17 protein-coding genes are annotated in these 22,424 nt (G+C 42.2%); all 17 read right to left on the bottom strand.

What is annotated here, in order from left to right:
- Window positions 1-147 precede the first annotated feature (147 nt).
- The 17 genes from tuf to pth all read right to left on the bottom strand — a co-directional run bounded on the left by tuf (window position 148) and on the right by pth (window position 21,621).
- Entirely contained in the window at window positions 148-1,335 is a 1,188-nt protein-coding gene (tuf, locus tag AWM76_RS01890) for an elongation factor Tu (RefSeq protein WP_003143114.1), read from the bottom strand.
- A 168-nt stretch (window positions 1,336-1,503) separates the two neighbouring features.
- A complete protein-coding gene (gene fusA / locus AWM76_RS01885) occupies window positions 1,504-3,597 on the bottom strand; it encodes an elongation factor G (protein WP_060779317.1) in 2,094 nt (697 codons plus the stop codon).
- Window positions 3,598-3,707: 110 nt separating this feature from the next.
- Window positions 3,708-4,178, bottom strand: coding sequence for a 30S ribosomal protein S7 (rpsG, locus tag AWM76_RS01880; protein ID WP_003142503.1), 471 nt, complete (start codon window positions 4,176-4,178; stop codon window positions 3,708-3,710).
- Window positions 4,179-4,203: 25 nt separating this feature from the next.
- On the bottom strand, window positions 4,204-4,614 hold the full coding sequence (rpsL, locus tag AWM76_RS01875; protein WP_026465805.1) for a 30S ribosomal protein S12: 411 nt from the start codon (window positions 4,612-4,614) through the stop codon (window positions 4,204-4,206).
- A 319-nt stretch (window positions 4,615-4,933) separates the two neighbouring features.
- Window positions 4,934-6,454, bottom strand: a complete 1,521-nt coding sequence (gene lysS / locus AWM76_RS01870) for a lysine--tRNA ligase (protein ID WP_003142499.1) — start codon at window positions 6,452-6,454, stop codon at window positions 4,934-4,936.
- 228 nt (window positions 6,455-6,682) lie between these two features.
- Complete coding sequence (locus AWM76_RS01865; protein ID WP_003142497.1) at window positions 6,683-7,018, bottom strand: ArsR/SmtB family transcription factor; 336 nt, start codon at window positions 7,016-7,018, stop codon at window positions 6,683-6,685.
- Window positions 7,019-7,067: 49 nt separating this feature from the next.
- Window positions 7,068-7,997: a PLP-dependent cysteine synthase family protein gene (locus AWM76_RS01860; protein ID WP_003142494.1), complete on the bottom strand. Its 930-nt coding sequence runs from the start codon at window positions 7,995-7,997 to the stop codon at window positions 7,068-7,070.
- Between the two features lie 75 nt (window positions 7,998-8,072).
- Window positions 8,073-8,948, bottom strand: a complete 876-nt coding sequence (gene hslO, locus AWM76_RS01855) for an Hsp33 family molecular chaperone HslO (protein ID WP_003142493.1) — start codon at window positions 8,946-8,948, stop codon at window positions 8,073-8,075.
- Window positions 8,949-9,265: 317 nt separating this feature from the next.
- On the bottom strand, window positions 9,266-11,431 hold the full coding sequence (gene ftsH / locus AWM76_RS01850) for an ATP-dependent zinc metalloprotease FtsH (protein ID WP_003142491.1): 2,166 nt from the start codon (window positions 11,429-11,431) through the stop codon (window positions 9,266-9,268).
- 68 nt (window positions 11,432-11,499) lie between these two features.
- Entirely contained in the window at window positions 11,500-12,051 is a 552-nt protein-coding gene (hpt, locus tag AWM76_RS01845) for a hypoxanthine phosphoribosyltransferase (RefSeq protein ID WP_039935536.1), read from the bottom strand.
- A 196-nt stretch (window positions 12,052-12,247) separates the two neighbouring features.
- Window positions 12,248-13,699, bottom strand: coding sequence for a tRNA lysidine(34) synthetase TilS (gene tilS, locus AWM76_RS01840; protein WP_106427300.1), 1,452 nt, complete (start codon window positions 13,697-13,699; stop codon window positions 12,248-12,250).
- Window positions 13,700-13,877: 178 nt separating this feature from the next.
- Window positions 13,878-14,438 (bottom strand): S1 domain-containing RNA-binding protein, encoded by a 561-nt coding sequence (locus AWM76_RS01835; RefSeq protein ID WP_039935533.1) that lies wholly within the window; start codon window positions 14,436-14,438, stop codon window positions 13,878-13,880.
- A 95-nt stretch (window positions 14,439-14,533) separates the two neighbouring features.
- Window positions 14,534-14,977, bottom strand: a complete 444-nt coding sequence (locus tag AWM76_RS01830; RefSeq protein ID WP_050774109.1) for an FtsB family cell division protein — start codon at window positions 14,975-14,977, stop codon at window positions 14,534-14,536.
- Between the two features lie 95 nt (window positions 14,978-15,072).
- Window positions 15,073-15,351, bottom strand: a complete 279-nt coding sequence (locus tag AWM76_RS01825) for an RNA-binding S4 domain-containing protein (protein ID WP_003142482.1) — start codon at window positions 15,349-15,351, stop codon at window positions 15,073-15,075.
- 317 nt (window positions 15,352-15,668) lie between these two features.
- Window positions 15,669-17,330, bottom strand: a complete 1,662-nt coding sequence (locus tag AWM76_RS01820) for a putative polysaccharide biosynthesis protein (RefSeq protein WP_003142480.1) — start codon at window positions 17,328-17,330, stop codon at window positions 15,669-15,671.
- A 3-nt stretch (window positions 17,331-17,333) separates the two neighbouring features.
- Window positions 17,334-21,035 carry a transcription-repair coupling factor gene (gene mfd, locus AWM76_RS01815; protein ID WP_003142479.1) on the bottom strand — a complete coding sequence of 1,234 codons (3,702 nt, stop codon included), beginning with the start codon at window positions 21,033-21,035 and terminating at the stop codon, window positions 17,334-17,336.
- A gap of 22 nt (window positions 21,036-21,057) precedes the next feature.
- A complete protein-coding gene (pth, locus tag AWM76_RS01810; protein ID WP_039935530.1) occupies window positions 21,058-21,621 on the bottom strand; it encodes an aminoacyl-tRNA hydrolase in 564 nt (187 codons plus the stop codon).
- Window positions 21,622-22,424 lie beyond the last annotated feature (803 nt).

The following is a 22,424-nucleotide window of genomic DNA, read 5'->3' as shown; positions in this document are numbered from 1 at the left end:
TAGTGTCAATGAGATTCAACATGAAATCTCACCAACACTATTTATTATAGAACCATCTATTATAGAAACACAAAAAAAGGCGACCGAGTCGTCACCCGGTCGCCTTTCCAATTTGCAAATTTAATTTTTAAAGTTTAATTGTGTTAATTAAGCTTCGATTGAAGTGATTGTACCCGCACCTACAGTACGTCCACCTTCACGGATAGAGAATTTAGTACCATCTTCGATCGCAACTGGGTGAATCAATTCAACGTCCATATCAACGTTGTCACCAGGCATAACCATAGCTACGTCTTCTGGTAAAGTGATAACACCAGTAATGTCAGTAGTACGGAAGTAGAATTGTGGACGGTAGTTAGTTAAGAATGGTGTATGACGTCCACCTTCTTCTTTAGATAAAACGTAAACTTGCGCTTTAAATTTAGTATGTGGAGTGATTGAACCAGGAGCAGCCAATACTTGACCACGTTGGATGTCTTCACGTTGAACACCACGTAATAATGCACCGATGTTGTCACCAGCTTGAGCGTAGTCTAAGTTTTTACGGAACATTTCAACACCAGTTACAACTGATTTACCGATTTGTTCAGCAATACCAACGATGTCAACTTCGTCACCTGTACGAACTTCACCACGTTCAACACGACCTGTAGCAACAGTACCACGACCAGTGATTGAGAATACATCCTCAATTGGCATCATGAATGGTTTGTCGTTGTCACGTTCTGGTTCTGGAATGTAAGAGTCTACAGCTTCCATTAATTCCATGATTTTAGCTTCTTGAGCTTCATCGCCTTGTAATGCTAATAAAGCAGAACCAGCGATTACAGGTAGATCGTCACCTGGGTAGTTGTACTCAGATAATAAGTCACGAACTTCCATTTCAACTAATTCTAGTAATTCTTCATCGTCAACTTGGTCAACTTTGTTTAAGAATACTACGAATGCAGGAACACCGATTTGGCCAGCTAAAAGGATGTGCTCACGAGTTTGTGGCATTGGACCATCAGCAGCAGATACTACTAAGATCGCACCATCCATTTGAGCAGCACCAGTGATCATGTTTTTAACGTAGTCAGCATGTCCTGGGGCGTCGATATGCGCGTAGTGACGGTTAGCTGTTTCGTACTCGATATGTGAAGTATTGATTGTAATACCACGTTCTTGCTCTTCTGGAGCGTTATCGATTGAAGCGTAGTCTTGAGCTTCACCGAAACCGTGTTTAGCTAATACAGTTGCGATTGCAGCTGATAAAGTTGTTTTACCGTGGTCAACGTGTCCTAAAGTACCAACGTTAACATGGGGTTTTGTACGTTCATATGTTTGTTTTGCCATTTTATGTATTCCTCCTAAGAATAGAAAATATAAACCTAAGTTTTATAGATTTTCAATAAGTTCATTATAGTCAAACTCGCTTCAGAAATCAAGCATCTAACCTTTGAAAAAGCTAGTAGGTACTTGATTTTCGCGAGTAAGCCTATCGTCAAAGTCTTAATTTAAAAATTAATTTTCTGAACCTTTACCATATTGTTTGATAATGTCTTCTTGAATAGATTTCGGTACAGCTTCGTAATGATCGAATGTCATTGTGAAAGTACCACGTCCTTGAGTTGCAGAACGTAAAGTAGTTGCGTAACCAAACATTTCTGATAATGGAACTTGTGAGTTGATCATCAACGCGTTACCACGTGGTGTTTGACCTTCGATACGTCCACGACGAGCTGATACGTGACCCATAACGTCCCCTAAGTATTCTTCAGGAACTTGGATGTCCACACGCATCATTGGTTCAAGAATTACAGGTTTAGCAGTTTTAATAGCGTTACGTAACGCTAATGAAGCAGCAACTTTGAAGGCTGTCTCAGATGAATCGACATCATGGTAAGAACCATCGTAAAGTTTAGCTTTCACATCGATTAATGGGAATCCAGCTAATACACCGTTTTCCATTGCATCTTTAAGACCAGCTTCAACAGCAGGGATGTATTCACGAGGAACCACACCACCGACGATTGCATTTTCAAATTCAAATCCAGCACCTTCTTCGTTAGGTGTGAATTCGATCCATACGTCACCGTATTGACCTTTACCACCTGATTGACGAACGAATTTACCTTGAACTTGAGTTTGTTGTGTGAATGTTTCACGGTAAGATACTTGAGGCGCACCTACAGTTGCAGAAACATTGAATTCACGTTTCAAACGGTCAACGATGATGTCAAGGTGAAGTTCACCCATACCAGCGATGATTGTTTGACCAGTTTCGTGGTCAGTTGACGCACGGAAAGTTGGATCTTCTTCAGCTAATTTACCTAAAGCGATAGACATTTTGTCTTGGTCAGCTTTAGTATCTGGCTCGATAGCAACTTCAATAACTGGCTCAGGGAATTCCATTGACTCAAGGATAACTTTGTTGTCAACGTCACATAAAGTATCACCTGTAGTAGTGTCTTTAAGACCTACGGCAGCAGCGATATCACCAGAGAATACTTCATCTACTTCAGAACGAGAGTTAGCGTGCATCATTAAGATACGACCTAAACGTTCACGTTTGTCTTTAGTAGCATTTTGGATGTATGAACCTGATTGAACAGTACCAGAGTATACACGGAAGAAAGTTAAACGACCTACGAATGGGTCAGTCATCACTTTAAACGCCAATGCTGAGAATGGTGCATCGTCGTTCGCACGAACTTCGATCACTTCTTCTGGGTTGTCAAATGCATGACCTTGGATTGGTGGTACATCAGTTGGTGCAGGTAAGTAGTCGATAACTGCATCAAGCATTAATTGAACACCTTTATTTTTAAAGGCAGAACCACACATTACAGGGAAGAAGTCAACGTTAGTAGTTGCTGTACGGATAGCCGTTTTCAACTCTTCTTTAGAAATCTCTTCACCTTCAAGGTATTTCTCCATAATATCTTCATTCACGTCAGCGATTGATTCAATTAGGTTTGTGTGCCATTTTTCAGCTAATTCGCGGTATTCTTCTGGAATTTCGCGTTCTTCGTATTCTCTACCGTCATCAGAAGTGTAAACTTCAGCGTTCATTTCCACTAAGTCAATGATACCTTCGAAGTCATCTTCAGAACCAATTGGTAATTGGATAGGTTGAGCGTTTGCTTGTAAACGTTCGTGGATAGTGTTTACAGAGTATAAGAAGTCTGCACCCATTTTATCCATTTTATTTACGAATACAATACGAGGTACTTTATAAGTATCTGCTTGACGCCAAACAGTTTCTGTTTGAGGCTCTACACCCGATTGGGCATCTAGTAAAGCTACTGAACCATCTAATACACGCAATGAACGCTCAACTTCAACAGTGAAGTCCACGTGTCCTGGGGTATCAATGATGTTTACACGGTGGTCTTTCCATTGTGCAGTTGTTGCAGCAGATGTAATAGTGATACCACGTTCTTGTTCTTGCTCCATCCAGTCCATTTGTGCCCCACCATCGTGAGTTTCACCGATTTTATGGATTTTACCAGTGTAGAACAAGATACGTTCAGTAGTCGTCGTTTTACCAGCATCGATGTGGGCCATGATACCGATATTACGAGTCTTTTCAAGAGGGAATTCTCTTTTAGCCATCTTATCTTTACTCCTTTTTTCTTTGATTCGTTTAATAATTGGTTTCCACAATCATTATAACGTTTTTAGAGAAAAGTCGACAATATAAATTATCGACTTTTAGAAAACTCTTACCAACGGAAATGTGCGAAGGCTTTGTTAGCTTCTGCCATACGGTGTGATTCTTCACGTTTACGAACTGAAGCACCTGTATTGTTAGCAGCGTCCATGATTTCGTGTGCTAAGCGTTGTTCCATTGTGTTCTCACCACGTAGGCGAGCGTAGTTTACTAACCAACGTAATGCCAAAGTTTGACGACGTTCTGGACGAACTTCGATTGGCACTTGGTAGTTAGAACCACCAATACGACGAGCTTTAACTTCTAAAACTGGTGCGATGTTTTCGATTGCTTGTTCGAAAACCTCCATTGGATCGTTACCTGTTTCAGCTTTAATGTTGTCGAAGGCAGTATATAAAATAGTAGCTGCTTTACCACGTTTACCATCAACCATGATACGGTTGATTAAACGAGTAACTAATTTTGAGTTATAAATTGGATCTGGTAATACATCACGTTTTGCAATATGTCCTTTACGAGGCATTTGTGCTCCTCCTTTCGAATTTTAATTATTTAGGTTTTTTAGTACCGTATTTAGAACGGCTTTGTTTACGGTCGTTAACTCCAGCAGTATCTAACGCACCACGAACAACGTGGTAACGAACCCCTGGTAAGTCTTTCACACGTCCACCACGGATAAGAACAACACTATGTTCTTGTAGGTTGTGGCCGATACCTGGGATGTAAGCTGTTACCTCGATCATGTTTGATAAACGAACACGAGCGTATTTACGTAACGCTGAGTTAGGTTTTTTCGGTGTCATAGTACCTACACGTGTACAAACTCCACGTTTTTGAGGAGAGTTTGTAGAAGTAGATTTACGTTTCATTGAGTTGTAACCACGGCCTAAAGCTGGAGAACCAGATTTTTTAGTTGAGCTTTGGCGTGATTTGCGTACTAATTGGTTAATAGTTGGCATAACTATAAGCTCCTCCTTCCCAATAATGGGTGATTTTTTTGTATATACTTTATGCTCACACATCCAAGCGTGTCATAATTTTTTTGAAAAAATAAAAATCGCTTTACAGCTACGATTTCAGCTTTTCAATGTTTGTGTGCTAATGTACCAGTCAGCACGACTGTTCGATTTGGATACAAATACAGGAATCTGCATACAAAAAGCACCTTATATAATTTATCACATTCGCAAGGTCGCGTCAACAAATAATCTCAAAAAAATAAAGACCACTTCTCCCCCGGCTAGCAAAGGAAAGTGTGGCCTCTTTTTATACTTACTGTTATACGTTTCTCATTGTTGGGAATAGTAAGACGTCACGGATAGATTGTGCGTCTGTTAATAGCATCACCATACGGTCGATACCAATTCCTAAACCACCTGTAGGCGGCATACCTGTTTCTAAGGCTTCTAAGAATTCTTCATCTAGTGGATGCGCTTCGTCGTTACCCTCAGCTTTTTCTTTCACTTGGGCTTCGAAACGTTCACGTTGGTCAATTGGATCTGTTAACTCGGTAAAGGCGTTACCAGATTCTGAACCTACAATGAATACTTCAAAACGATCAGTAAAGCGTGGGTCGTCTTCGTTTTTACGTGCCAATGGCGAAATCGCTGTTGGGTGACCGTAAACGAATGTTGGTTGAATTAAAGTATCTTCAACAAATTCTTCAAAGAATTCGTTAATGACATGTCCAACTGTAAAGTTGTTTTCAACTTGTACATGGTGCTCTTTGGCAATTGCGCGAGCCTCTTCATCTGTCATTTCTTGCCAGAAATCAACGCCACTCACTTCTTTAACCGCATCTACCATGTGTACACGACGCCATTTGCCACCTAATTCGATTGCTTGGCCGTCGTAAGTGATACTTGTTGTACCTAATACTTTTTCCGCGACTGATTGGAATAAACCTTCAACTAGGTCCATCACGTCAGTCATTTTGCTATAAGCTGTATAAACTTCAAGCATAGTGAATTCAGGGTTGTGCGTTGTATCGATCCCTTCATTACGGAATACACGACCGATTTCATACACACGTTCCATACCACCAACAACTAGACGTTTTAAGTGCAATTCCAAGGCGATACGTAGATATAATTCCATGTCTAAGGCATTGTGGTGGGTAATGAATGGACGCGCTGAGGCACCACCAGCAATGTTATGTAAGACAGGTGTTTCAACTTCTAGATAGTCGTTACTGTCTAAGTAGTGACGAACTTCACGGATGATTTGCGAACGTTTTGTGAAGCGGTCGAATGATTCACGGTTGGCAATTAGATCTAGGTAACGGTGACGGTAGATTTGTTCTACGTCTGTTAAACCATGGTATTTATCCGGTAATGGACGTAAAGCTTTTGTTAGGTGGACAAATTTCGTCGCTTTAACAGATAATTCACCAGTGTTTGTACGCATTAAAGTACCTTCAACACCAACGATATCCCCTAAGTCAGCTTTCTTCCATAAGTGGTCGTAATCCTCTTCATCGATGTGGTCACGACGCACGTAGATTTGAATGTTGCCTGACATGTCTTGGATGTTCCCAAAACCAGCTTTACCCTTACCACGTTTCGTTACTAAACGACCGGCAATGGCTACGACGTCATCCATTTCAGCTAATTGCGCTTTGTCATAAGCCTCATATTTTTTGTGTAAATCAGCTGCTACTGCGTTACGTTCAAACCCTGAAGCAAATGGGTTATAGCCGCCTTCTTCTAACTCAGCCATTTTTTCACGACGGACAAGTAGTTGGTCGTTCAACCCTTCAGTCGCATCAGTAGCTTGATGTTGATTATTTTCTTCAGTCACTATATACACTCCTTACTTTGTCTATCGTTATCCTCTAGTCAATTCGATACTTATCTATATTGCCAACTTTCTGCCAAAAAAGCAAGCGACCCTTGTCGACAATTTCTATCAGAACAGTTTTTTCGGATAAACTGTCGTCTCTCTATGAGAATACGAAAACACAAGCATTGTACCAAATTTTCAGGTTAAAGAAAACCTTATTATGGTAGGAACTGCTTATGCTTTCAATTATTGGTCATCCTCTTCTTTAATATGCGTAAAGGCATCCGTTAAAATTTGCAGGACATGGCTGTCTGCCTGGCTGTAAATGACCGTATTTCTTTCCTTACGTTTCTTTACTAGCCGCAATTCAAACAATTTCTTTAATTGATGGGACACTGCTGATTGCTCCAAACCTAATTCTTCAGAAATCTTAGTAGCCATCATTTCGCCTTCACCCAATAAATATAGTATGCGTAATCTTGTCGGATCCCCCAAAGCCTTAAACATTTTACTCAAATGTTGAATTTGCTCCGGTTCAACCGTACCATGTAGATCCTCAAGATGTTCTTCTGCTTCCTTCATAAAAGCCTTCTTTCACTTTTAATAATGTTTATTTACTCAATTACTTCTGTTAATTGATTGTATTGAAGTCGAAAGCACCTTCAGCAACAAATCGTCTACCATCATCTGGAATAACAACGACTACTTTTTTGTTTTGGCTTAGTGTTTTAGCCACTGCGATAGCTGCTGCAACTGCCGCACCACCTGCTGGCCCTACCAATAAACCTTCATTGATGGCTAACAAACGACTAGTTTCTTTGGCCTTGGCCAAATCAATAGCCACAATACTGTCGTATAAAGTGGTATCCAGATTTAAAGGCAATAAACCTGGGTTGAATCCAGTAGCTACACTTGGCTTAGCCATTTCACCTGACAAGAATTTGCTATCCTTATCTTCTACCGCGTAGAGTTGGATATTCTTGTTTTCCTGTCTAAGGGCTGTTCCAACACCCGTCATCGTTCCACCAGTTGCGATGGTTGATACAAAGGCATCTGGCACGCCGTTTAAGGCTTCGATGATTTCTGGTCCTGTTGTTTTTACATGGACAGCAGCATTGCCCCCGTCATCGTAAACGTCGATAAATAGGTGGTTACCTGCTTCAGCGTAAGCCCGCGCTTGGGTCATGGCATCTACAACACCTTGTTTACCGGCTACTAGTTGCACTTGAGCCCCGTATGCGCGTAAGACTGTCAAGTCATGGTGCGTGGTTGTATCTGGGACAAAGGCTTTTGTATCATAACCCTTGCTCGCTCCTAGTAAGGCGAAAGAGGCAGCAACTTCGGCTGTGGTTGCGACCACAATTTGTTGGTCCGCTTGTAAGCGACCCTCATTTTCCGCTACTTCAATCATGTTTAAGGCAACACGGTCGTAAATTGATCCGGTTGGGTTAGCTGTTTCGAGTTTGACATATACCTGTGCGGCTTTATATGGGACTGATCGTTGCAATTTCAGTAATGGTGTTTCTCCGATTAATTGACTCATATAATTTGTAACTTCCATCTTCTAGCTCAAACCTTTCTCTGTAAAATGATTGCATAGCCTTGTTGATTATGCCTATTATAGCAAACCTTGGCCTTAAGCTTGGTCTTCAATGCCTTTTAAATCTTCAGCCGTGAATTGATAGCGTTTATTACAGAATTGACATACCACTTCGGCCCCGTTATCTTCTTCGATCATAGCTGTGATTTCTTCTTTTTGTAAAGTCGCTAATCCAGCTGCAAACCGGTCTTTGTTACAGTCACAAGCGAATTGCACATCACGTTCATCTAAGAATTTGACATTTTCTTCACCTAACAAACGGTTGATCATGTCTTTGGCTGTCGCGCCATTTGACAATAATTCGGTTACTTGCGGTGTTTCAGCAACGGCCTTTTCAACGGCTTCAATAGACGGTTCAGTCACCCCTGGCATCAATTGGATCATCCAACCACCAGCGTTAATCACTGTTTCATCCGTATCCACCAAGACACCCAAGCCAACTGCAGAAGGCGTTTGTTCAGAATAAGCAAGATAGTACGTGAAGTCTTCAGCAATTTCACCTGAAACAATTGGCACTTGACCAGAGAAGGGTTCTTTCAAACCTAAATCTTTCGTTACGGTAAAAAGACCTTCCGTTCCGACCGCGCCACGTACATCAATTTTGCCTTTGTCGTTTGGATCTAGGCTGATATGCGGCTCTTGAACGTAGCCTTTCACATTTCCTTCACCGTCCGCAACAGCCACTAATTTACCAGCTGGGCCATTCCCGTTAATTTGGACAGTGATTTTGGCATCATCTTTAATGTCAGACCCCATCATCAAAGTACCCACTAACGTACGCCCTAGAGCTGCTGTAGAAGCAGACCATGTATCATGTTTCTTTTGTGCCTCTTGGACAACACCCGTAGCATCTACAGCTGTAATACGAACTTCACCATCAAAGGCTACTGCCTTAATTAATTTATCTGTCATTTATTTCACTCCATTATTAGGTGCTAAGCACCCATTATTCGCTTGCCGCTTTTCAATTACCATTCTAACCTAATTTGGCGAACAGTGAAAATATAATAGTTAGCAAGGTGTAAAGCAAACTGCTAAATATTGACTGCGTTTGCTGAACCCGTTTATTGGTATGTAGATAGTCCATCTTTAAAAAAACGTTTATAAGTATTAGGAAAGTCGCTTCTTTATTGCATTGAAAAACCTCCGATAAAATGTCATCGGAGGTTTTTTATTGATTCAAGAAAAGTCGGTTCTTACACCCTAGTCGGGTTCGCTCGCGCCCTTACTTAGTCTTGATCTATATGTGCGTTTCGCCCTTGTGGACCTTGATGATCGTCGCTGTCGTCATCAGAGTCATTAACATCGTCAGCCGCTTCGGTTTGGTCTTCTGAAGTCGTTTCTTCAGACCATTCACCATTACGGTATTGACGGTGCTCAGCGCCACGTTGTAAGTCTTTTTTCACTTCTTCAAAAGATTTAGCTTCTGATTCACGTTCTTGTTCGCCATCTAATGGTTCTGGCATTTCACCAGTTTCGAATAAGGCGCGAATTGTGCGTTCATCTAATGTTTCAAGTTCTAATAATTTCTCAGCAATCACATCTAATTGATCACGGTGAGAAGCTAAGATACTTTCTGCTTCGTCTAAGCACTCGTCCATGAACTTACGTACTTCGTCATCAATTTGACCAGCCGTGCGTTCAGAGTAAGATTTGTTTTGTGCATAACCAGAAGCTGCCCCACGCATTGAGTGGTTACCTTCGTATGAAATTGGTCCAAGCAATTCACTCATTCCGTATTCAGTAATCATGGCACGAACAATACCTGTCGCTTGTTCAAAGTCATTAGAAGCTCCAGAAGTTTGGGTATTGAAGATTAATTGTTCAGCGGCACGTCCACCTAGTAAACCAATCACTTGTTCACGCAAGTCTTTGGTTGTGTAAAGGTTTTGGTCTTCACGAGGAAGCATAATCGCATAACCACCAGCTTTACCACGCGGTACAATTGTCACCTTGTGGACTACACGGGCGTCGCTTAGGACTAAACCAGCAATGGTATGACCAGCCTCGTGGTAAGCAACCATACGACGTTCAACCTTAGAAATCACGCGATCTTTCTTAGCAGGTCCAGCAATCACGCGGTCTTGCGCTTCATCAATATCAATCATATCAATTTGTTTCTTATCTACACGAGCTGCCACTAAAGCGGCCTCGTTTAATAAGTTTTCAAGTTCAGCACCAGTAAATCCTGGGGTTTGTTGCGCAAGAACTTTCAAGTCTACCCCTGGACCGAACGGCTTGTTACGGGCATGTACCTTCAAGATTGCTTCACGACCCTTAACATCTGGACGACCAACTAATACCTGTCTATCAAAACGGCCTGGACGTAGTAAAGCTGGGTCCAATACGTCAGAACGGTTAGTTGCCGCAACCACGATAACATTATCTTTTTCAGAGAAACCATCCATCTCAACCAACAATTGGTTCAATGTTTGCTCACGTTCATCATGCCCTGATCCTGGACCAACACCACGACGACGACCAACAGCATCAATCTCATCAATAAAGATGATCGATGGCGCACTCTTCTTAGCATTCTCGAATAAGTCACGTACACGAGAAGCACCGACACCAACGAACATTTCCACAAACTCAGAACCTGAGATTGAGTAGAAAGGCACGCCAGCTTCACCGGCAACTGCTTTAGCAAGTAACGTTTTACCAGTACCTGGAGGACCTTCTAAAAGCACACCTTTTGGAATGCGTGCACCTAAAGCTTGGAATTTACGTGGATCTTTCAAGAAGTCCACCACTTCAACCAACTCTTGTTTCTCTTCATCCGCACCAGCGACATCAGAGAATCGTACTTTTACTTCTTTCTTCGATTGATCAACAGCCTTCGATTTACCCATAGACATTGGGTTGTTTCGACCGCCACCTTGGCTTTGGCTGAACATCATGTACATAATCACGACGAAGAAAATAATCGGTACAGCAGTGAATAATAAGCTCAACCACATACCAGACTGGTCTTCTTCTAAGGCCGTCATTTCAGTACCGGTCGCATTCGCTGCATCCGTAATCATTGCGATTGTGTTGTCATTAGGCAATACGTTTACCACAAACTCAGAAGCTGAACTTTGTTGTAAATCTTGGAAAATTGGAATCCCATCACTAGTTGACGATGACGATTCACTTGATTCCTCACCCGAATCCTTGTAAGCACCGCGGATTTGGTAAGCCCCGGCGTTGGATTGGATAGAGAAACGCTCTACATCCCCATCAGAAAGTGTTTGAATGAATTCTGATTGTGTTAACTCTTCAGTGGTACCACCAGTAGAATCACTCGTTAGTGATCTAACTAATGCCATCAAAGCAAAGAACATAATCAGCCACAGCAAACCACTTCTGATGAAGGTGTTTCTATTTGGTCTGTTAGGTCTCTTTTGTTGCATTCATTTTCCCCATTCTAATTCTTGTTCTTATAGTAGCCATCGAATAGTTATAAATATAAATAAATTCACTAATTATGGAATAAATGTGCGTAAACACTAGGCTTCAAAATGCCGATATAAGGCAATTGTCGGTACTCTTCGTCAAAATCCATACCATAACCAATTACAAACTTGTCAGGGATTTCAAAACCAATATAATCCACTGAAACATCTGCAGTACGGCGTTCAGGTTTATTAAGTAAAGTTACCACCTTCACACTTGCTGCATTACGGTGTTGGAACAAATCATGAATTTTCGCTAGCGTATTACCAGTATCCACGATATCTTCAACAATAATCACGTGACGACCAGATACATCTGCATCTAAGTCCTTCAAAATTTTCACCTGACCTGATGACTCAACCCCACCGCCGTAACTTGAAATATCCATAAAGTCAATTTGTAATTTAACATCCATTGCACGAATCAAGTCAGACATGAATGGGACAGAACCCTTCAAAATACCAACCACAATCGGGTTCTTATCTTGATAATCCGCCGTTAACTCCTCACCTAACACCTGAATACGTTCCGCAATTTCCTCAGTCGAAACTAAAATTTCCTCTACATCTTTATGCATGCCTATAATCCTCCACATTTCATTTCACATAATTCTAGGTTATTTTAGCAAATAACCCAATTTAATAGCAATTAATTAAGACTACTCATTCAAATCTAGCCCCTTTAGCGCAGAAAAACCACCCTAAAAACATTCAATAAGCGAAAAGTATTATATCAATCTTACCATTAAACGCCAACAAATACGTCAAAAACCCCTAAAAATTTACCAATACTTTAGCCCCCGCACCACTCCGGTTTACATATAAGACCTCTCCATTTAAAAAGAGGCCCCACACCTCTTGCTGGTTATCCGCTAATACAAAAATATCATCTCGGATACCAGACGGGACTTTTTCGTTGATTAAAAAACGATTTAGCTTTTGTCGATGACCGTTTGACAGTCGGATAAAATCTCCGGGAAGGCGATTGCGCACCGTCAAGCTAACCTCAGCACCCACCTCAGCCAACAAGACAGCCCCTTGGTCCAAATAAACATCTGCTTGATCCTCGTCAAACCAACCAAACTTGACCCGGTCGCCTACTGCCACCCAGTCCTGCCAACTTAAAACTTGCTCAGTCCTTTTACCGGCGGCACCAGCACCCGCCAAGAAATCAGACCGGCCACCGTGCAGAATATAGGCCGTATCATACACCTTGACCAGGCGGTAGCCTCCCGGCAACCGCCACTCAGCTTGCCCATTCTCGCTCTGTAAGAAAGCCACCATCCGCTTAAAGCCGTCTTGCGTAAAGGCGGCTAAATCGGCAACCCCCGTTCGGTCAAACAATCGCTGCCACAACAAAACTTGTTCAGGTAAGTCATAGTCCGCTATGGCCGCCAAATCAACTTGCCAAGTGTCATCTTTTTTCATCAAGACATCTCTTAAAACTTGGTCCATATATGCATCAGCAAACCGGCTGGTCGCTTGAGCAGCCAAGGCAAAGTCGCCCAGATGGTCAACAAGAGCGCCATCTTCCGCCTCCAATTCCGGCAGATACTGCTGTCTAAACCTGTTTCTGGTATAAGCCAGGTCAAGATTAGACGCGTCCTCACTAAAAGGGATCTGCCACGCCGTTGCATATTCATATAAATCAGCCTTATCCACACTTAACAAGGGGCGGAGCACATAACCCGTCTGCAAGCCCTGGTCCAAGTGAATTGGCCGGTAGGGATGAATGCCGGCAATACTCTTCAAGCGGCCGCCATGAACCAACCGCATCAGGACTGTTTCCGCCTGGTCATTTTGATGGTGGGCTGTCACTAAGAAAGGTGACTTAGTCAAGACCATCATCCGCTTAAAGACCGCATATCGGAATTCGCGCGCCGCCAATTCCGACCGATTTGGATTCTGCGGGTCATCGTGGTCCCAAGCCACTATTTGGATAGGGATATCTCGGTCCTCACAAAATTTGATGACCATATCTTGCTCAGCCGTTGATTCAGGACGGAGCTGGTGGTTGATATGGATCACTGAAAAAGTCACTAAAGATTTCTGACTTAAGCGGTGAAACAAATCTAACAAAACCATAGAATCTACGCCACCAGACACAGCCAATAGAAAAGGGATCTGCCCATCAATTGGCCTATAGTTAGCCGGTAGCTGCGACTTCAACCGGTCTTTCGTAGCTAATAGCCAGTCTTCCACTACCTTTAATAGATTTTCACCCATCATATACCGCTCCTTTCCTAAGTTTTTACTTTCCCGAATATTCTCTATTTATCCCTATCTATCTTAGACACGATTAAACATCAAAGAGGTCTGCGACAAATTGCCACAGACCCCTCTCAATAAGTGTCTACACTTAGTTTTTGGGCCTGTAACCTTAGTCACAACCCCCTATATCTCATTAAGAACGACGGCCGCCTCGGCCACCGCGTTTACCTTCTGTATTACGTTTTAATGAAGTTAAACGGTCATCGGAATCTTTTAAGAATGATGACATCAGGCTATCAAAATCATTTGTCCCCGCTTTGTTACCAGCGTTAGACTTGAATGAATTCCCGCCACCAAAGTTTGAACGACCACCTGAATGGTTGTTTGATTTTGGTTTACCTTGATAGCCACCACCACGGTTGTCGCGGTTGTCATCTTTACGGAAGTTTTGGTTGCTACGGTCGCGACCGCCACCATCGTTGTTTCCGCGATTAGAAGACGCTGGTTTGCTTGCGCTATCTGCGTTTAAACGACGGATTGACAATGCAATCTTACCGTCATCAGCTACATTGGTCACTAAAACAGTTACTTCATCTCCAACCGATAAGACATCGTTGATATCTTTCACGTATCCTTCAGCTACTTCAGAGATGTGGACTAAACCATTTTTGCCTTCTCCTAAATCAACAAATGCACCAAATTTTGTAATCCCTGTAACTTTTCCGGTAACTTTATTTCCTACTTCAATTGCCATGTATCCCAAATATCCTCCTTGAAATTCTTGCATCCGGTAAAAGGATTTTTATCCGGACGAGTAAAGCTATTTCTAGTTTACCTTGTTAGCGCAATTTATTCATCATTATTTTCTTGATTTTGTAAATAAGCCTTATTTAAGATTTCAGCTTGTTTAGAAGCATTATCTTCAGGCACACTGAAGATGATTTCCCCATCTTTACTTAAGTAGTACCGTGACCGCGCTAATTTTGCCACGTATTCATCATCTTTTAGTAAGGTTGCTTGTTGACTTAAGGTGTCAATCGCCTTTTGTTCACCGGCAATTTCATCCTCAGTTAAAGCGATTTGTTCTTCAACGCCTTGCTGATCCTTGTGCGCTGCATAAGCAGTCGACACACAACCCAAAGTCACAACAGCGAAGATACCAACGACAAGCCATGTAATCCAATCAGCTGTGGTCCTTGGTTTTCGTGACCACTTCTTGGTTTTTGCTTTACGGTGTTTTGCTAATGATGTCACTTTTTTGCTTTCACGGTCGGGACGATCTTCTGGCCGCATAGCAAAAACCCCTTTCTGTGGTTGTTTTGAATCCGTCAATCATATACTTAAATAGTATAACAATAATTCAAAGCTAGCGCCATCATAAATCAAGACTAAATACTACCTTTTTCCTGATCCTCGTGGTAACTTTCGCCAACTATGGTAAACATATTTTCCGCTTCATCTTTTCGTGTTGTTTCTTTCAAGTTTTCAACGCGAACAGTCATGTCCTTATTCCCAAATGTAATTACCAGTTCGTCACCGATTTTAACATCTGTACCTGACTTAGCTGGACGACCATTAATGGTAATCCGACCCTTGTCCGCAACTTCTTTAGCAACACTTCTTCTTTTAATAATTCTGGATACTTTTAAAAATTTATCTAATCGCAAAAATCTTGCTCCTTTATTTTATACGTATTTTTTTGAAAATTCGGCTAGTTTCTTTTAATTTTCTCTAAATTAATCCACAAAAACCATTTCCATACTTATCTTAAATCTAGTATACCATGGTTTGCGCCTAGTCCTTAACCAATAAGCTAGGAATTTGCTAGCTTTTCCGGAGTTTTATCCCCTTACAAGCTTTAATGATTCTTTAGGCAAAATGACTATACCCATATTAGAAACAACATTCACGGATCTGGGACGCCTTTCCCTCAATATCCGGGACACCTCGACCATTTCCGGAACGTGCACTCATTCACTACGCTTTACCCCTGCAATAGTCGCCATATCAGCTCGCCCTTTGGTAAGGTTTCCCATTCGACTTGGTTTAATATCGGGTCTTTCCGTAAGTAACCAACCACCAACAAAACGCCTACAAGGATTTGAATCCCCATCAACAAGGCATCCATCAACCGTTCCGGCGCTACCCCTAAGACTTGGTGCCATAAGTAAGCTAAGATAAAGTTCACCGCAACCATTAAAACAGCTAATAACCCTGCTTTAAAGGCTACTCGCCCCCATTTCAACAGACGCACTTCCTTAGGCAAGGTCCAATCTAGGTAAATGCTCATAGCCACTAAACCTAAATTGGTTGCCCAGGCCGCTCCTACAGTACCTAGGAAACCAACTAAACTCGCTGTAAATATCCCTTTAACCAGCATACCGACCACAAAGGCAATACCTGCTTTATACCACTGTCCTTGGGCTTGGAGAATATTATTTTGCCCTAATATGAGACTGGCAAAGATAACCATCAGCACATAAACCACTAAGACCTCAGAGCCAGCAGAACTAGCAAATAGGAAATGGTTTAATTGGGGCATGATCGATATCAAACCGCCCGTAATGATGGTGGCGAAAAAGAGAGTCACCCGTAGGTATTGTCTGCTGACGATTTCAAATTCGCCAGCTTGCTTGCGGTCACCCTTTTTCACTAAAGCAAGGGTGGGTAAGAATGAAGTGGCAAGCGATGTGGCCACAACCATGCCCAATTGTACAATGGGTTGGCCACGGTCGTAAATGCCCTTCAAATCCTTAGCTACCGCCGTCGTAATCCCATTATCTACCAGTTGGTCATAAACGGTAAAGGCATCAATCAGCTGATAAAAGACCAATAGTGCTGAGAAGAAACAAATAACAAAGCCTTCTGTGACAAAGTCTTTGGTTAATTTAGTCCAGGATAAGCCTGCGCCGTCATCAGGGTCACTCGCTTGATCTAACCCGTAATGCCCGGCTAAAAAGTCTTGGTACATGGCCTTCTCGCGGTAATTTAACAAGTAATAAGCCATGACGATCGAAGCAGCTGCGGCGGCAATCCAAGCTGACTGCATGGTCCAAAAACCCATCTGGTAGACATCAGGTTTCGCGCCAGTCCCCTGCATCTGGCTAAAGGTGAAGGCGACAGTTAAAATAACTGCTACCCGAACAAATTGCTCGGTTACTTGCGAAATAGCGGTTGGGGTCATAAGATTATGCCCCTGCATAAAACCTCTAGACAGGAGTAAACCTGGCATCAAGAGGAACATAAAAGACACGCTTTTGATAACAGGCGCAAGCAAACCATCACCCATCATAGCCGCAATCCAATCAGCCCCAAAATAAATCAGGGCAAAACAAGCGAGCGCAAAGACCGATACAATGACTGTGTATCTCTTCAACAAAGATTTACTTTGCCGCTTGTTATTTTGTAGTGCGACTTGTTTACCAATAAAGGATGGTAAACCATTTAAAGCAAAGGTCATCCCTATTCCGTAAATTGGATAGACCTGTTGGTAGACATAGAACCCTTCGTTACCGACCATATTCTGTAAAGGGACCCGGTAGATAGCAGACAATACTTTCGCCACTAAGGCCGCGAGTGTTAGAACGGCAGCCCCTTGCATGGCCACTTGGCCTGTTGAGTTTGCCTTTGAATCGTCATTTTTCACCTTCTAGTCACCTGCTTGGTCATTTTCTGCATCTGAACTAGTTTGATCAGCTTCATTTTCAGCAGCCTTCACTTGAGCATCTACAGCAGCTTTACCCGCTGCATCTTCTTGTTCAGCTTTTAAGGCTTGCGCTTTCTCGTAGTCAGCTTTTTCCTTGGCCAATTGGTCCGCCTTCATTTGGACCACATTTTCGTCATCAGCTAACTTGGTTGTAAATTGCAGTAAGTAGTCCAACCATTCTTCAGTAGACAACTTGTTTAAACCTAGGCTAATCATTAAGGCAGCCCCAACTTGCTTAATCGCTAAGCGGAAAGGATTGTCCTCTAAAGCCTTGAAGATAGCTTGTGTCATAATTTTTTGTTCAAGATTTTCGTGGAAAAGGACTTCTATGGTGTTGCTGGCAGCAATCCGTTTAATGCTTGTCACACCAATCTTATCGGCCGCCGCTTTAATCGCACCTACTTGCAGTAAAAGTTGCGTTTCAATTGGTGGTTCACCATATCGATCCATCAACTCATCATCCAAGTCCCACATTTCATCCACACTAGTCATGGCTTGCACCCGTTTATAAATCTCCACTTTTTGTCGCTCATCACGGATATAGGTCTGTGGAATATAAGCATCAATAGATAGTGATATTTCCACTGGCTCAGTTTTCTTAGCCGGTAAAATGCCCCGTTTACGTTGGACTGCTTCACGTAGCATTTGTGAATAGAGGTCGAAACCGACTGAGTTAACAAATCCGTGTTGCTGTTTCCCGAGTAAGTTACCTGCCCCACGAATGGACAAGTCACGCATGGCAATCTTAAAACCAGACCCTAGTTCCGTGAAATCACGCAAGGCCATCAAGCGTTTTTCCGATACCTCAGACAACATCTTGTCTGGTCGGTACATGAAATAGGCATAGGCAATTCGAGTTGACCGTCCAACCCGACCCCGTAATTGGTAAAGGGTAGACAGACCCATCCGGTCGGCTCCTTCAACCAGCAAGGTGTTGGCATTAGGAATGTCGACCCCTGTTTCAATAATGGTTGTCGTCACTAAAACATCAAACTCACCAAGGACAAAGTCCATCATGACATTTTCCAGTTGGACAACGGTCATTTGACCGTGAGCAATAGCCACCCTCGCTTCAGGGACCAACTCATTGATAAAGGCTGCTTTTTCTTCGATTTGGGCCACGTTATTAAAGAGATAGAAAACTTGACCATCTCGAGCAATTTCTCGTTCAATAGCATCTTTGACAGCCCCGTAATTTTGTTCCATCACAAAAGTCTGGACGGGATACCGGTTAGCTGGTGGCGTTTCAATTACGGATAAGTCCCGAACTCCTAGCATAGACATGTTTAAGGTACGAGGAATAGGTGTCGCCGTCAGGGTCAACACATCCACATTCGCTTTTAAGGCCTTCAATTTTTCCTTGGCCTTCACCCCAAACCGTTGCTCCTCATCGACCACTAAAAGGCCTAAATCAAGGAACTCCACATCTTTAGACAGGATGCGGTGAGTACCAATCACAATGTCCACTTGCCCCTTTTTCAAGCCCGCAATGGTTTCATTTTGTTGGGCCTTACTTCTAAATCTAGATAGTAAGCCAATTTCAAAAGGCCAGTCCGCAAACCGTTCTGTAAAGGTTTCGTAGTGTTGTTGGGCTAAAACAGTCGTTGGCACTAGGAAAGCAACTTGTTTACCCTCCATTAAGGCTTTAAAGACAGCTCGCATAGCGACTTCTGTTTTCCCAAAACCGACATCACCAACAAGTAATCGGTCCATCGGTTTCTCTACTTCCATATCCTTCTTAATTTCAGCGATTGACCGGACTTGGTCATCAGTTTCTGTATACGGGAAGGCATTCTCAAATTCAGCCTGTTCAGCAGTATCTGGACCAAAAGCGAAACCTTTCTGGGCTTCACGAGAGGCGTATAAGTCAATCAGTTCATCCGCGATATCTTCAATCTTACTGGACACCTTCTGCTTGGTTTTCGCCCATTCGCTACCGCCCATTTTATTTAATTTAGGCTCACGCCCCTCAGCAGACACATATTTTTGGACCAAATCGATCTGGTCAATCGGTACATGAATAGCTGCTTGGTCGGCGAAGACAATGGTCAGGTAGTCTTGATGAGTGCCGGCAAACTCGATCGTTTCAATCCCGGTATACCGACCAATCCCGTGGTTCACATGGACCACATAATCCCCAACTTCTAATTGTTGGTAGTTTTTGATCCGTTCCGCATTTGAAATCAGCGGTTTCTTAGCCTTGCGTCGTTTCTTTTGGGTATGGAAAATATCTGCTTCAGCCAGTAAGACTAAGCGTTCTTGGACGAATTCAATCGATCCTGATAAGCCACCCGCAATTAAGTTGATCTTGTTGGCGAAGATATTCCCTTCGTCCGTCGCTTCAGCCGTTACATCTATTTCTTGCAAAATGGCTTGGACTTTTTTCACTCTGTCCTTGTCTTTTAACATGACAACCACTGTTCGACCTGTCCGAATCCAAGCATCTAACTCAATTTTCAGGGCGTCCATTTGGTCATAAAACTGAGTAATCATTCTTGTTTGGTACTGGTACAGCCCATCGAATTTCAGTGACCCTAGCCCTTGCTGCCATACAGAAAAGTAAAATTTACGACCTTTAAAAGCTTGAATACCTTCCTTAAAGTCAGCATAAACTTGAACCTGGGCTGGTAATTGCCCCATTTCAACCATGGTTTGTAAATACATTTCGGTATTGCTGATCCAAGTAGCCTCTTCTTGAATTAAACGCGCATAGTCGTCCAAAATCAAGAAGGCTTGGTCGCCAATGTAGTCAAGAATCGTTGTCGTTTCTGGGTACATATACCGGTGGAAGTATTTTGAGTTTTCCGTGGTTTCGCCATTTTTCCAGGCAAGCACTTCATCATTAACAACGGCAGTCGCTAAATCTTTCACCACCTCGTCTTTAATCTTAGCTAAAGACTTGGTCATCAATTTTTGAAAAGCATCGGCTTGGGCCTGCAATTGTTGTGGCAAGACAATGAATTCTTGCGACGGTTGGATATTGATGCTCGGCTGGTCTTGTAGTGATTTTTGAGTATTTGGATCAAAAGTTGAAATCCGCTCCACCTCATCAAAAGCTAAAGACACTCGAATCGGATATTCGGCATTTATAGGATAAAAGTCTACGATATCCCCGCGTTGACTCATTTCTCCTGGGGTCATGACAATTTCAGCCCGTTGGTACCCTTGGTTTAACAGACATTGAACTAGGGTAGCTGGTTCTAACTCATCCCCTAACTTGACTAGTAAACGAGTATTATCCCAAATTTCAGTTGGGGTTAATAGGCGTTTCAAACCAAACATAGGTGTGATTAAAACACCGGTTGTTTTCGTGTCGCGTGCCCAATTTAAAACAGTCAACCGGTCAGCTAAGGCTTCTGGACTGGCAATTGCCCAGTCAGCTGCCACAGATTCTGGTACATTAAAAAGATGCAATTGGTCATCAGAAAAGTCACTTTGCAGGTCATTATAAAAGTGGTCTGCCTGCAATAGATTATTGGTTACGATGACGACCTTTTGTTCACTGGCCAAATTCAATAGGGTTTTTGCCATATAAGCCCGACTAGCCCCTTGAAGGCCTAGATAAAGGACAGACTGTCCTGATTTGGCTTGTTGTTTAAATGACTCATTTTGAGATTCCTGCAAGAAAAATGTTTGTAAATCCAAGCGGTCTCCCTCCTTTTCTCGGCTAATTGTTATAGTTGGTCATGGTTTCCTCAAAAGAATGACCCGCTAACCAGTAGTCAATGGCTTCAACCGCTGCACGCGTAGCCGCAAGCATCGGCGTATGATCTTCTTTTGGAAATCTAGATAGGACGTGGTTGACAACGGTCCCGTCTTTACCCGGATGGCCGATACCTAATTTAATGCGCCGAATTTTGTCGGTGCCAAGGTGGGCAATCAGTGATTTTACCCCGTTATGTCCGCCAGCAGAACCCTTTTGACGTAAACGAATCCGGCCTGGATCCATATCTAAATCATCATAAACCACTAAAATATCTTCTACTGGAATTGAATAATAGTTGGCCACCGCACCAACCGCTTCCCCAGAATTATTCATAAAGGTAGTTGGTTTTAAGAAAATCACTTTTTCTCCATTAACAAAAGTTTCAAAGTATTCACCTTTGAATCCCGTTTTATTAAAGGTTTCATGATGTTGGTGAGCCCATTCATCTAAGACAATAAAACCGATATTGTGGCGTGTGCCCTCATATTTTTTTCCTGGATTACCCAATCCGACGATTAATTTCATTTCTTGAAGTCTCCTTGTTGTTATGTCGCTTATTTGTTCAGATACTTGATTTAAATTATTGGATACGTATTTTCTAGCTTTTGGCGGATTAAGCGCCTTCATCACGATAATAGACTTTACATTCGTAGCGCAAATCCTTGTTAATACGCAAAAACCTGTACGGACATCCACTCGCCCCTAGCGAGTTAGCCCGTACAGCGCCTGTATATTCGATAGGTTTATTATACCACACAGAGCCCCTCAACTTAAAAGGCAAAAGCCTGGTCCTTGTGTATATTGACTGCTAGTTCAATTTGTTCACGTGTTATAGTGGACAATTTTTGAGATCTTAGCAGGTCTCAGTTGGAAAACGGATACATTTTTGACATAATAGGGGTGGAGGCCAATTCAAAAGTGATCAACCTCCACCCTCACCGTCCCCTTTTTGTAAGAAATCGCCTATAATTCGACACAATATTGTTTCGTTCGCAAAGTATTTAAGCAACTTTTCACAAAGTTATTCCGAATTTATTCATTTTCATTAGTACAGATTTAAACAACAAAAGTAACAGTTTTTAATATTTTTTAAAAACCATTGATATGAAGCTTTTGTATCCGTTTACAACTGTTATAAAATTCAATGTTTTGTATAGCATTTGAAAAATAATGGCAAAAAACTATTGATTTTTTTTAAACAGAATGGTATTATTATGTTAAATATTTCACTAACTAATCAACAAGCTAATTTTTAAACCGATTGTTCACTAGCTTTGCACGGGTTAATGGAACATTTACCATATGGTTTGCTTCGTACACTATAAGAG

The sequence above is a fragment of the Aerococcus viridans genome, from assembly GCF_001543285.1.
Classification (GTDB): domain Bacteria; phylum Bacillota; class Bacilli; order Lactobacillales; family Aerococcaceae; genus Aerococcus; species Aerococcus viridans.
The sequence above is the reverse complement of the archived record's forward strand: the minus strand, read 5'-3'. Positions and strand labels throughout refer to the sequence as shown.